Genomic DNA, 11,690 nt, shown 5'->3' with positions numbered 1-11,690 from the left:
TGAGCAACGGTGGGAGACGTGCGTCCGCAGGGCGGGAAAACGCGCCATGCGCCCACCATCACGACCGTCATGCATAGATCGCGGCTATCGAGAGTGGCGCGAGACGGTGCTTCTCAACAGCCTGCTAACGCTGGAGTTAAGCGGCGCGCGCTTTTGCGCGTCCGCTTGAATGACTGGTTAGGTGCTGAACCGCAAACCATGTGGCTGCACCGACGAAGGGTGGCGATAAGATAGCTAAGAAATTGCCAAGTGACATATTGGCTTGGACGTGGGCCGCTGCGGCATCTGGCCAAGCGACACCGGCTATTAGGAAGAGAATGCTTAACGCCATGACCGGCCCCACAATGACCAGCGTAAGCACGACAAACTCAAGACTGACTCTACCAACAAGGACGGCGAAAACTGTGCCGATGGCAGGAGGGGCGATATTTATCCAAGCTCCGGGGAGGAAGGAGGGTTGGACGAGCACAAACTGCAGTGTGACCAGCCCGATGCAAGCAACAAATTGACGAATTGCGCGCACTTTGCCACCTAACGCTGGAGTTGAGCGGCGGCGTAGCCGTCCGCCTCGAACGCACTGTTAGGCGCATGGCTGGTGCCTATAGTGAACTTCTTGGATAGCCAGTACCCAGCAAGCTTCCATTTTTTATCTACATATTGAAAAACGAACTTTTCTTGCACCCCCTTAATATTGGCGAAGTCCGTCTCCAGCTCGATGATGCCGTACTGACCCGGCGGAGCGTCGGCCATGGTTTTTGTAAAGCCAAAGCCTTGAACCTTTGAAGCACCCGGAGTCCCTAGAGGCGTGCGCAGTGTAGAGACATATTTACTCCACTCCTGCTGGGTGGTCTTTGCCTTAAGAATCGGCGCTAAAAGCTTCCAAGACTCAGCGTATTCACCCGAGTTGAACATTTTCGCCACCGACTTGGCTGCCGCAAAAACCTGCTCTTGCTGACTCACTGTGCCACTGTCGATCGCGTCGGTTGGATCAGTTGATCGAGCCTGCACGCTGCAAACGCAGAACAAAATAGTCAAAAGTACTGAAAGTAAACGAGCGAGCATGGGTGATAGGCCTAACGCTGGAGTTGAGCGGCGGCGTAGCCGTCCGCCTCGAACGAGTGGTTAGGTACGCTTGCCACCCGGAAAAAGTACGAGATCCGGCTTGCCCCTTGGCTTTCGAGTTGGTCGGTTAATGATAAGTTCGAAACCAACGAGACGCTTCCATGGAATTCGATAGATATGGTCTTTCTCCGGGCCGTTATGAAACAGGATAAGCATGCCGGGTGAGTTAAAATTTATCTGGAGCGACGAGTTGTCACCGGAAACATGAATATCACCGTCGAAGTGAAACGCAAGAGTGAGGTGATCTCGCGGCGAAAATATTTCTCCCGCGGCCTCCAACTCCTCGTCCCTCTGGATAAAGGGGTTGAGGTGTTCACGCCAGTACTTTTCGTGGATTGACGTTCGCGGCATGCTCGGTGTGTACCTAACTATTGAATATACGGAAGCCAGTGTCCGGCTATACAAGTCGCGGCAGACTCCGGCAACGGTAGCACAACCCCATGATGCTGATGGAATTTCGTGTGGCTCAGTCTGGCTAACCATGCGCGGTATAAACGGACCCAGCGACGCCGGACCCGGTTCCGCACTCTGCCGCCAGCAACCGCAAGGCAAGTTTCAAACGGCTGCTATCAGGCAACCTAACTGAAGCCACGGGCGGCCGGTCATGGCCGGTTGCTGCCGGCCGATTCCAGCACTTCGCATACCTCGAACTCGCGGCGGTGATCACCAACAGCGCACTGATTGCGAGATACCGGAGCGAGTGATCAAGGTCGCCGGAATACGCAGAATGGTAGCGCCAGCCGCTGGTGCTGCATGGGGTTCGTTTCGCGGATCGCGTCGCGCGCGTGATGTGGGCAGCTTGGGCCTGCCAGCAAACCTAAATCCAAAGGCTAACCGCCCTTTTACTCGTCAAAACCAAGCGCCCCTACCCTGCCCAGCAACCGGGCGAAATGGCCAAACTCCCGCGCAGCCAGCTCGGCATCGCGCGCGGCGTAGCGGTCGAAGGTGCGCCAGCGCATCCACTTGGGTTTGAACGGCTGGCTGAACAGGTCGCTGTACTCGTCGCCCAGCTTGCGGCGAATTGCCCAGCGTTGATCCATGATGCGTTCCGCACCGCTCACGCGCTGGCTGGCGTAGGTGGGCCGGGGCTTGATCGCGTCGCGGTGGCAGAACTGCGCGATGCCGTTCCACTTGTAGAGCCTCACCGCGAGCCGCTGTGAGTACGGGCAGCGGGCATACCAGCGTCGCCCGCCGTAATGGCAGGGCAGCGACTCCAAGGCAATGCGGCAGGTCACCGGCTGGCGCTCGCCGGTGTCGCGCTCGCGGTGCGTGTAGTCCAGCACCAGCAGGCCCGCCCCGTCGGTGAGCGTCGCGTGGTAGTTCACGCTGGCGACTTTCTCGCCGTCGCCGTTCGTCCATTGCCAACTGCCGCGCGTCTCGCGGTTCGGCACCAGCGCCCCCAGCTTGAGCATGCGCCGCACGTCCAGGCAGGTGGCCGATTCGATGTGCGGTCGCCAGCCGCCCGGATAACTCACAGCTGCGGCTCGATATGCGCGGGCAGTTCGGCCGCGACCTGCTCGCGGCAGTAGTCGCGGGAGTCCTCGGTGCCCGTTGTGCCGTATTGCAGGCGACTGACCATAGGCTCCGCGAGTTTCGCCACCAGCACATCATCGCCACTCAATCGCCGCGCCGTCACGATCAGCGGCTCGGGCGCCTCATGCACCGGCTTGCCCACCAGGTAGGCGGCCAGGAATGCCCGCGCCTGCGCATCGCCTTCCTTGGCCTTGGCGACGGTGGCGTCTATCACGTCGCCCCAGGTTTCAAGCGTCACGCGATCCAGCAGCGCACCCATGTAATCGGATTGCGTGCGCCGGTGCGTGGCGCTACCGCGCAGCATCGGGACGGTGTCGGTCTTGCGGGTCATGGCGTCGGCTCCTCGCGCTGGCGCTTCCATGCCGCAGGCGCAACGTAGTAGATCGTGCACCCGTCCCGCTGCGTGCGCGTCACAGCCACCGCCGCCACGTCGGCTGGCTGCCGTTGTGCCGACAACGCGGCTTCGGCTTGGCGCAGGTAGAAACCGGATGCGGTGCGGTTGAAGTCTGCCGGATGGTGTCGGGTTGTCATGGCTGCCTGCTCGCGGTCGGCTGCTTCGTGGTGAGGCCGTGCGCTCGCGCGCGGCTAGCCCTTACGCTCTTTGATAAGCCTTGATGTCTGCACTTACGGGCTTTCACTCCCATTGAAGAATCCTTGATATCCCTTGATAAGCCTTGATGTCTGCACGGGGCCAAGTTCATGCGCTGGCGACTCGCTGGAAGTCACCAGCCGCGATGGCGGCATAGATCGCGCTGGCGCGCCCGCAGCTTTCGCGGTGGCGTGCCCACCATGCTGCGGTGAGCTTGGTGTGGGGCCGGTACACCAGCCGCGACACGCCCACCACGGCAGGCGCGCCGATATGGCACAGCACAGGCAACACGTAGGCGAAGCCCTCGGCCTTGTAACGGAATCCGCCGGGCAACTCCGTCGATAGCGCCCATGCCGCCTCGCGTGCCTCGTCTGCATCGGCGTCGCCGGTCAAGGCATGGATCAGTTCGGCGTCGGGTGAGTCACCCTCGGCCAGATAGTGCACGGTTTGCAGCAGGCCCATGCGCTCAAGGGCTTCAAGACAATCCCATGCGGAACCGTCGCCATTCTTGCGCTTGGCGAAGCGCGCCAGCGGGCCTCGCGCGTTGCAGTAGCGAGCCCCATTTTCCGGCTCGCGAAAGCCCCACACCACAAACTGGCCGGTGTCGCAAATGCGCTCGCGTTCGTATTGCTTCCAGATCAGGTTACGCGGCAAGCCACCGTCGCCGGCCAGGTCTTGCATGCCGTACAACTCGATGAACGCTTGCAGGTGTTCCAGATTCTGCGCCTGCCGCAGTCGCATGATCGGCGGCGCTTCGGAGCCAGCGCCCGAGACAAGCGCGTTAGGCAGCCACAGCATGTTCGCCGCATCCTCGGGGATGGCGAGCTTGCGCGTGGGCCGCGTGGTGCGCTCGCCCACGGCATCCGCCAGCTTGGCCTGCTCCAGTATCTCGATGGCCGCCGCTGCACGACGCCATGCCATGCCGGTGCAATTGGCGACGGCCTCCGCGCTCCATCGCGTCGTGCTGTTGTCGCGCCCGGTGCCACGCGCCAGCACCAGCAGCGCCGCCGCAGGGTTTAAACCCAAGGCACAAGCCTGCGTCCATTGCGGTTTGCCGATGGCGAAAAAGTCGCCGCTCACGACATGCCTGCCTGCGGGTTTTGCGCCGCGACGGTGACGGGGTACTGGCCTACCCTAACCGCGTGCGTGCGATGCGCTGGAATGGCCGCTGCCCGCTGTCGTGCGGCACGTTGCGCGCGGGCCTCGCTAGTCCAGAATCCCGCCGCGTTGCGGACGAAGCCGGCAGCTTCCATTGCCTGCACGTCCAGGCATCGGCGGTCGGTGCCGAAGCTGCCGACGCGGTGCCTATCGAACGGCTGCACCCCGTTGAAGTATTCGCCGCAGGCCGTGCACTGGCATCGGTTGCCGGTGAGCTTGGGCGCGGTCATGGCTGCACCGCCTTGGCCAGCAGATCGGCCACGCTGTCCAGCAGGTCGGCGGCTTGCACGGCTTCCCAGGCGGGCCGGTCGGTGGCGTCGGCGTACTCGCGCAGGTGCTGGAGCACTTCGTCGGCGGCAAGCATGGCCACGCGCAGAGGATGCGCTTGTTTCAGGTCGGTGCCGATCATGTCCGCACCCCCAGCGCGTGCAGTATCAGCACGGGCACGCACAAGACGATGGCGAGTACGTAGACGGTGGCCGTCATGGTGGCGTCGGTGACGCGATGCAGGGACGGGCGTTTCATGCCGCCTCCTCCCCGTTCTCAATGAACGCCAGCAGGTCGGCACGGTTGTATCTAATTATCTTCGCCCCGATTTTTTTTGCGCGTGGGCCTTTGCGCAGCGTGCGCCAGTTCTGGAGTGTCTTGCGCTGCACGCCCAGGATCGCGGCAGCTTCGCGTTCGTCGATCAGGTCGCCGGGTTCCAGCTTGGTGACCGGTTGCGGTGCAAGGGTGTTCGTGGGCATTGCGGCATCCTCAGCAGTGCCCCGCGGGTGGTGCGGGGTTGGTGTGGATGTTCGCGGGGCATCGCGTCGCCGCTGCCCGTCAGCTAGCACGATGGCCAGTCAGCTAGCAGGCTGGGATTTCTTGGCTTCCTTGTTCCACTCCGTGCACCAGCCGCAAATTACCTTCGCGCTCGTCAGCACCGGCCAGCGATGCATGCACTCCATTGCAAATTGCTCGTTTGTGCGCAGCTTTGGATGCTTCCCCGCGTGGCGCTCCTGCCACAACTTGTAGGCCATGGCTTTGGCCGCTTGCACAGGGTCTTTCGCCAGTTTCGCGGCCACCCTCTTTTTAGCGCTGCCTGTCCGATCTTGCTTGACCATCAAAATGTCAGTTCGCTGACTGATAAGAGCATCCGCCGCGAATCGAGCATCGACAACGTAAGTCCACGCCTCGGTTACTTGCCCAGCGTTATATGCGGCCATTGCCTCGACACAATACGTGGTAGCAACAAGACCCCAAAACATACGATTATCGGGGAAGGAACGAATGAGTCGCTCCTCAGGGATCATTCCCTTATCTCTGAGGATTGCTTGGATTTGCTCGAACCTGCCACTGCTAGTAAGGGCTTTATAAACCTCGGTGCCGCCCATTCCATGATTCACATGCCCATACACCGCATGATTGAACATAACCTTCATGTACTCATCTTCGCTCCTGAAGAAGCCAAGTTCTATCAAGGAATTGCAAATTGATCCAAGAATCTGACCCACATACTCCTGGGGAGTTCTTTCGCACCTTGGCTTTTCGTGCTCATCAATCACGCGCACACCTCTGCGCCCTTCAAGTGGAGCCGCGCCAGCCGGGGAAGGTGCCCGGTGTTCGGATGGCCGTCCTAGGCGCGGCTTGATCGAATCAGCTTGCCTTGCGCTTGAACGGCACGATGCTGCCTCCCGCGCGTAGGGCGTCCAGGTAGTCCGCCCAGCCTTGCATCATCTTCCGCCGCTCCGGCAGGTGCGCCGTGCGGTTGTAGGCGCGCCCGTTCGGGTCTTTCACGGCATGCGCCAGCTGGTGCTCGATGTAGTCCACGCGGTAGCCCAGCACTTCGTCCAGGATCGTGCGAGCGGTGGCGCGGAAGCCGTGGGCGGTCATGCTGTCGGTACCGTAGCCCATGCGGCGCAGCGCGGCGTTGATCGCGTTGTTGCTCATCGGGCGACGCGGTGAACGGCCACCGGGGAACACGTACTGCCCGCGCCCGGTCAGCGGCTGCAACTCGCGCAGGATCGCCACCGCCTGCTCGCACAGCGGCACCAGGTGGGGCTGGCGCATCTTCATCTTGCCGGCAGGGATGTTCCACTCCGCCGCGTCCAGGTCGAACTCTGCCCACTCCGCATGCCGAAGTTCGCCGGGGCGCACGAACAGCATTGCGGACAGCTTCAACGCCGCCCGCGTGGTCGGATCGCCCGAGTACCCTTCGATGGCGCGTAGCAGGCCGCCCAGTTCGGCGGGGTCGGTAATCGCGGCATGGTGGCGCTCAGGCGGCGCGGCAATCGCGCCCTTCAAGTCGGCCACGGGGTTGCGCTCGGCTCGCCCGGTGGCGATGGCGTAACGCATGACTTGCCCGCACGTCTGCAAGATGCGGTGTGCGGATTCAATGGCACCACGCTCTTCCATCCGGCGCCCTACCCGCAGGAACTCCGGCGCGCTCAGCTCGGCTACGGGCCTGCCGCCAATGTGCGGATAGACGTCGTTCGCCATCCAAGCCTCGACCTTGACCCGGTAGTGTTCCACCCAAGTTTGCTTACCCAGCCACTCGCGGGCGACCACTTCGAAGCTGTTGGCCGCTCGCTCCTCTCCTGCCGCTTTCTCAGCCTTGCGGTGCTCGCCGGGGTCTATTCCCGCCGCCAGCAGGGCGCGGGCTTCCTCGCGTTTCTCGCGGGCCAGCCGCAGGGACGTTTCCGGGTACGCACCCAGCGCCAGCATATTTTCCATACCCGTGACGGGTCGGCGGTAGCGCCAGCGCCACAGCTTGCTACCGTCCGGGTTCACCAGCAGCAACATGCCCCGTCCGTCCGGCAGCTTGTAGGGCTTGGCCTGCGGCTTGGCATTGGCAACGGCGGAAGGGGTCAACGGGTCTGCACGCTTGGGCATCGGGGCTGCTCCGGTTTTTCGGGTACGTGCTCCGTCACTCGGCCTGCTACCCGTACCCATACCCGCAAACTTGGGGGATATACGGGTACACCCCGGGGACGTTGCGGGGCAAGCGTACAACAAAAAACCGCGCCAGAGCGCGGTTTCAGGGGGATCAAGGGGCATCCCGTGACGCTTGATTGGTGGAGGTGGCGGGAGTCGAACCCGCGTCCGAAAGCGCTTGATGCCCGGATCTACATGCTTAGCTCGCCGTTCGATCTCGTTCCGCGACAAGTACGGTGGGCAAAACGCACCGCGGAACCAGCCTGATTGATTTGACCTAGCACCGCCAGGCGGCAGCGTTCGGCGATCTCATGATAATGACCCTACACCGACGAGCATGAGCACAAGTGGGTTCGGGGCTAGGCCTTAAGCGGCCAGAGCGTAGTTGTCGTCGTTGGCAACTATGAGTTTGCCGCTGGATTAACGAGGAAAGCTGCCCCCTCGGCATGCACCAAGCCATCTCACTGCCCCCGTCGAAGCCAGTACACCCCCGGGGAAAACGGTATGGCTGCACAAGTATATGGGGTCGCGGCACAAGGCTTCAATGCGATGCGCCGTACCCATGCATCGTTCGTTACATCTCCACGCAGTCGAAGCGCCGATCCGTCTCCACCTCGGCGTCATAGTCCACATCCGCCCGGTCAAACCCGAACAGCTTGAGGAACTCGTGCTTGTAACCGGTGTAGTCGGTGATCTGCCTGAGGTTCTCGGTGGTGACGGTGGGCCACAACGCCTTGCAGGCGTCCTGCACGTCGTCGCGCAGTTCCCAGTCGTCCAGCCGCAGGCGGCCTTCGTCGTCGGTGGGTGCATGGGCACCATCGGCGCGGTAGAGGCGGTCGTGGAACAGGCGGTTGATCTGCTCGATGCAGCCTTCGTGGATGCCCTTCTCCTTCATGATCTTGAAGGCGATCGACACGTACAGCGGGATCACCGGGATCGCCGCGCTGGCCTGGGTGACCACCGACTTCATCACGCCGACGCGTGCGTCCAGGCCGCCGTGACGCTCGCGCAGCGCCTTGGCGGTGTTGTCGAGGTGCTGCTTGGCCTGGCCCAGCGTGCCGTGCCAGTACATCGGCCAGGTGATCTCGGTGCCGATGTAACTGTAGGCGATGGTCCTGGCATCCTTCGCCAGCACGCCGGCAGCGGAGAGCGCGTCGATCCACAGCGCCCAGTCCTCGCCGCCCATCACGGTGACGGTGTCCTTGATCTCCTGCTCGGTGGCCGGCTCGATGGTGGCCTCGATCACGGCGTCCTTGTTGGTGTCGACCGAGGTGTTGGTGAACGGCTGGCCAATGGTCTTGAGCGCGGAGCGCACCACTTCGCCGCTGACCGGCAGCTTGCGCACGGGCGAGGCCAGCGAATAGACGACGAGGTCGATCGGGCCACCCATTTCGTTCTTGATGATCTCGATCGCGCGGGCGCGCGTTTCGTTGGCGAACGCATCGCCGTTGATCGACTTGCTGTACAGGCCGGCCTGCTTGGCCAGCTTGTCGAACGCGGCGGAGTTGTACCAGCCGGCGGTGCCGGGCTTGTCCTCGCTGCTGGGCTTCTCGAAGAACACGCCCAGCGTGGCCGCGCCGTAGCCGAACGCGGCGGTGATGCGCGAAGCGAGGCCGTAGCCGGTGGAGGCGCCGATCACCAGCACGCGCTTCGGGCCCTTGCCGCCGTCGTGGATCGCAGCCTTGGTGGTGGCGATCTGCTCGGCCACGTTGCGCTCGCAGCCGACCGGATGGGCCGTGACACAGATGAAACCGCGCACTTTGGGTTTGATGATCACTGGTGTTGCTCCACGGGGAATTCGCAAGGCGGCATTTTAGCGAAGGTGGGGGAACATGCGCTGCGGTAGGGAGCATTGAACCGCTCTCCCGCCAGGAGAGGGGATTCGGACTTGATTGAACGCCACGCTACGCCCGAACTTTCATCCGGCGCTTCGCGCCACCTTCGTCGCTCCCCAGAACGGCGCCATCCATGGCGCCTCTCCGCGTCTCCCGAGGGGAGAAGGGAAATACTCGCGCCGTAGACGCTATTCAATCGCTTGCAATGCCTGCACCAATGCGCGCACCTGTTCCTCGTCGCTGCGCAGTTCGCCGCCTTGCATGTCGGCGAGCCGCGGCGGGCGATGACGCATGCCTGAGGCGAGTTGCCGCTTGGCCGAGGCATGGAACTCGCGGGCGCCGGTGGCGTCGGCGAGCGAGGCCAGATTGGCAGCCGTGACGCCGGCGCCAGGCATGATCGCGATGCGGTCCCCCGCCTGCGCGACCAGCTCGCGGATCAGCGAAGCGCCTTCCAGCGCGCTGGCCTGCCCACCCGACGTGAGCACGCGCTCGCAGCCCAAGGCGATCACGTCGCCCAGCGCACGCCGCGGATCGCGCATCAGGTCGAAGGCACGATGGAAGGTGACGCCGAGGTGGCCGGCCGCGGCAATCAGGCCGTAGCAGCGCTCCATGTCCACATCGCCGTCCGCATCGAGCACACCCAGCACCACACCGTCGCAGCCCAGCGCCACGCAGGTCTCGATGTCGCGGCGCATCGCCTCGCATTCATCGTCGTCGTAGAGGAAGTCACCGGCGCGCGGGCGGATCAGCACGTACAGCGGAATGCGCAGCCGTTCGCGCACCATCGCGATGGTGGCCTGCGAGGGCGTGAGGCCGCCCAGCTCCAGCGCGCCGCAGAGTTCCACTCGCCCTGCCCCGCCGGCCTGCGCGGCCAGCGCGGAGGCCACCGAGTTCGCCGCCACTTCCAGCAGGCGGGCGCTCATGCGGGAAACACGCTCTTCGCGGGGACCAGCGCGTGCTGGTCCTTCGCGTCGCACACGGCGTAGGAGAAGCCAGGCTGGATCGCCCAGGCGCCCACTTCGCCGTCCTTGTTCATGGCGAGGAAGCCCACCTGGATGTCCTGCGCGGTCTTGGGTTTCTTGCGCACGATGCGCAGCACCGCCTCGCGGCAGGCCTCGGCCGGCGTGCGGCCCTGGCGCATCAGTTCCACCACGAGGAAGCTGCCGGCGTTGCGGATCACCTCCTCGCCCACGCCGGTGGACGTGGCGCCGCCCACTTCGCCGTCCACGTACAGGCCGGCGCCGATGATCGGCGAATCGCCCACGCGGCCGTGCAGCTTCCACGCCATGCCGCTGGTGGTGCAGGCACCGGCGAGCTTGCCGTGGGCATCCAGCGCCAGCATGCCGATGGTGTCGTGGTTGTCCTTGCCGCCGGGGAAGCCCTTGCCGTAATCGCGCACCTCGCTGTTGGCGGTGGGCTGGTAGCGCGCGGTATTCAGCCATTCGTGCCAGGCTTTTTCGGCCTCCGGCGTCAGCAGGTTCTCTTTCTCGAAGCCCTGCTCCAGCGCGAACTGCAACGCGCCGTCGCCGGCCAGAAGCACGTGCGGGGTGCGCTCCATCACGCGGCGCGCCACCGAGATCGCGTGGGTGACGTGCTCCATCGCCGCGACCGCGCCGCAGTTGCCTTCGGCATCCATGATGCTGGCGTCCAGGGTCACGTTGCCGTCGCGGTCGGGGTAACCGCCCTTGCCCACGCTGTGGTTCCTGAGGTCTGCTTCCGGCACCCGCACACCGGCTTCCACCGCGTCCAGCGAATGGCCGCCCCGACCCAGGATCGCCCACGCTGCCTGGTTCGCGGCGATGCCGAAATCCCAGGTGGAAGTCACGCGCACGGTGGCGGGCTGGCGCCCGGTGCCGGCCGACTCCGCGGCAGCGATCGGCTTGCTTATTGCCAGCGCCGAGGCGCCCAGCAACGAGGTCTTGAGGAATTGGCGGCGATCGGCCATGTCTGGTCCTTTGTTTATGCCATCGTCCATGATTGCGGGGATCACACGGGCGGCCATCCTTGGCTGCACTCTTCAATGTTTTTGCAATCGTCCATGATCGCGAGAACCCTGCGAGCGGCCCACGGCAGCACTTCTCAAAGCAAAAAGCCCCGCGCCGGGGCGCGGGGCTTGGTTTCACTGCATGGCCGGCGCAAGCGCCGGCCGGTGGAACTCAGGCCGCAATCTCGACGCCCGAAGCCTGGGCACCTTTCGGGCCCGTGGTGACTTCGAACTTCACGCGCTGGCCTTCCTGCAGGCTGCGGAAGCCCTTGGAGTTGATGGCCGAGAAATGGACGAACACGTCCTCCCCACCGTCCTCGGGCGCGATGAAGCCGAAGCCCTTGGCATCGTTGAACCACTTGACCGTACCGAAACGCATTGCTGGAACCTCTGTAAGCATGGACAGGATGCACCCGACCGAGCTCGAACCATCCCCCTGGCTCACCGTCCTGGTGCCCGGAAAGTATCATCATGTTTGCGGGCAAAGCGCAATATGTGTCTGCCGATTTCCTGCCCGGGACCCCATTCCAGTCCACAAGGATGCGTCATGCGG

15 protein-coding genes and 1 other RNA gene are annotated in these 11,690 nt (G+C 63.6%); 1 reads left to right on the top strand and 15 read right to left on the bottom strand.

The genetic code is table 11. From position 1 onward, the window contains the following. Positions 1-531: 531 nt before the first annotated feature. Positions 532-1,062 (bottom strand): DUF4019 domain-containing protein, encoded by a 531-nt coding sequence (locus tag B0E52_RS09860; protein ID WP_077483646.1) that lies wholly within the window; start codon positions 1,060-1,062, stop codon positions 532-534. Between the two features lie 264 nt (positions 1,063-1,326). Here B0E52_RS09860 and B0E52_RS18765 point away from each other — a divergent pair, with 264 nt between their 5' ends. Next, positions 1,327-1,461 (top strand): hypothetical protein, encoded by a 135-nt coding sequence (locus tag B0E52_RS18765; RefSeq protein ID WP_256363981.1) that lies wholly within the window; start codon positions 1,327-1,329, stop codon positions 1,459-1,461. Between the two features lie 503 nt (positions 1,462-1,964). Here B0E52_RS18765 and B0E52_RS09855 read toward each other — a convergent pair. From B0E52_RS09855 to B0E52_RS09795, 14 genes are all read right to left on the bottom strand, one after another. Beyond that, positions 1,965-2,597: a hypothetical protein gene (locus tag B0E52_RS09855; RefSeq protein WP_077483645.1), complete on the bottom strand. Its 633-nt coding sequence runs from the start codon at positions 2,595-2,597 to the stop codon at positions 1,965-1,967. Beyond that, positions 2,594-2,986, bottom strand: coding sequence for a hypothetical protein (locus B0E52_RS09850; protein WP_077483644.1), 393 nt, complete (start codon positions 2,984-2,986; stop codon positions 2,594-2,596). The genes B0E52_RS09855 and B0E52_RS09850 overlap by 4 nt, the downstream gene beginning before the upstream one ends. Next, positions 2,983-3,186 carry a hypothetical protein gene (locus B0E52_RS18320; protein ID WP_139351632.1) on the bottom strand — a complete coding sequence of 68 codons (204 nt, stop codon included), beginning with the start codon at positions 3,184-3,186 and terminating at the stop codon, positions 2,983-2,985. Before B0E52_RS18320 ends, B0E52_RS09850 begins: the two co-directional genes overlap by 4 nt. A 166-nt stretch (positions 3,187-3,352) precedes the next feature. Beyond that, a complete protein-coding gene (locus B0E52_RS09845; protein ID WP_077483643.1) occupies positions 3,353-4,324 on the bottom strand; it encodes a hypothetical protein in 972 nt (323 codons plus the stop codon). Next, entirely contained in the window at positions 4,321-4,632 is a 312-nt protein-coding gene (locus tag B0E52_RS09840) for a hypothetical protein (protein WP_077483642.1), read from the bottom strand. Before B0E52_RS09840 ends, B0E52_RS09845 begins: the two co-directional genes overlap by 4 nt. Continuing rightward, on the bottom strand, positions 4,629-4,811 hold the full coding sequence (locus B0E52_RS09835; RefSeq protein WP_077483641.1) for a hypothetical protein: 183 nt from the start codon (positions 4,809-4,811) through the stop codon (positions 4,629-4,631). Before B0E52_RS09835 ends, B0E52_RS09840 begins: the two co-directional genes overlap by 4 nt. A 112-nt stretch (positions 4,812-4,923) precedes the next feature. After that, a complete protein-coding gene (locus B0E52_RS09830; RefSeq protein ID WP_077483640.1) occupies positions 4,924-5,148 on the bottom strand; it encodes a helix-turn-helix domain-containing protein in 225 nt (74 codons plus the stop codon). A 99-nt stretch (positions 5,149-5,247) separates the two neighbouring features. Continuing rightward, entirely contained in the window at positions 5,248-5,949 is a 702-nt protein-coding gene (locus tag B0E52_RS09825; protein WP_139351631.1) for a hypothetical protein, read from the bottom strand. A 91-nt stretch (positions 5,950-6,040) separates the two neighbouring features. After that, positions 6,041-7,276: an integrase arm-type DNA-binding domain-containing protein gene (locus tag B0E52_RS09820; protein WP_077483638.1), complete on the bottom strand. Its 1,236-nt coding sequence runs from the start codon at positions 7,274-7,276 to the stop codon at positions 6,041-6,043. Positions 7,277-7,456: 180 nt separating this feature from the next. Further along, positions 7,457-7,810, bottom strand: a transfer-messenger RNA (tmRNA) gene (ssrA, locus tag B0E52_RS09815). Positions 7,811-7,892: 82 nt separating this feature from the next. After that, positions 7,893-9,095 (bottom strand): enoyl-ACP reductase FabV, encoded by a 1,203-nt coding sequence (gene fabV / locus B0E52_RS09810; protein WP_077483637.1) that lies wholly within the window; start codon positions 9,093-9,095, stop codon positions 7,893-7,895. A 246-nt stretch (positions 9,096-9,341) separates the two neighbouring features. Continuing rightward, positions 9,342-10,076 (bottom strand): copper homeostasis protein CutC, encoded by a 735-nt coding sequence (locus tag B0E52_RS09805; RefSeq protein WP_077483636.1) that lies wholly within the window; start codon positions 10,074-10,076, stop codon positions 9,342-9,344. Next, the gene (locus tag B0E52_RS09800; protein ID WP_077483635.1) at positions 10,073-11,098 is read right to left on the bottom strand and encodes a N(4)-(beta-N-acetylglucosaminyl)-L-asparaginase; all 1,026 of its coding nucleotides are present in this window, start codon (positions 11,096-11,098) and stop codon (positions 10,073-10,075) included. Before B0E52_RS09800 ends, B0E52_RS09805 begins: the two co-directional genes overlap by 4 nt. A gap of 211 nt (positions 11,099-11,309) precedes the next feature. Further along, entirely contained in the window at positions 11,310-11,516 is a 207-nt protein-coding gene (locus tag B0E52_RS09795) for a cold-shock protein (RefSeq protein ID WP_036117760.1), read from the bottom strand. Between the last annotated feature and the right edge of the window lie 174 nt (positions 11,517-11,690).

Source organism: Rhodanobacter sp. C06 (assembly GCF_002001105.1).
In the GTDB taxonomy this organism is placed as follows: domain Bacteria; phylum Pseudomonadota; class Gammaproteobacteria; order Xanthomonadales; family Rhodanobacteraceae; genus Rhodanobacter_A.
This window is presented reverse-complemented; position numbering and strand designations above follow the sequence as displayed.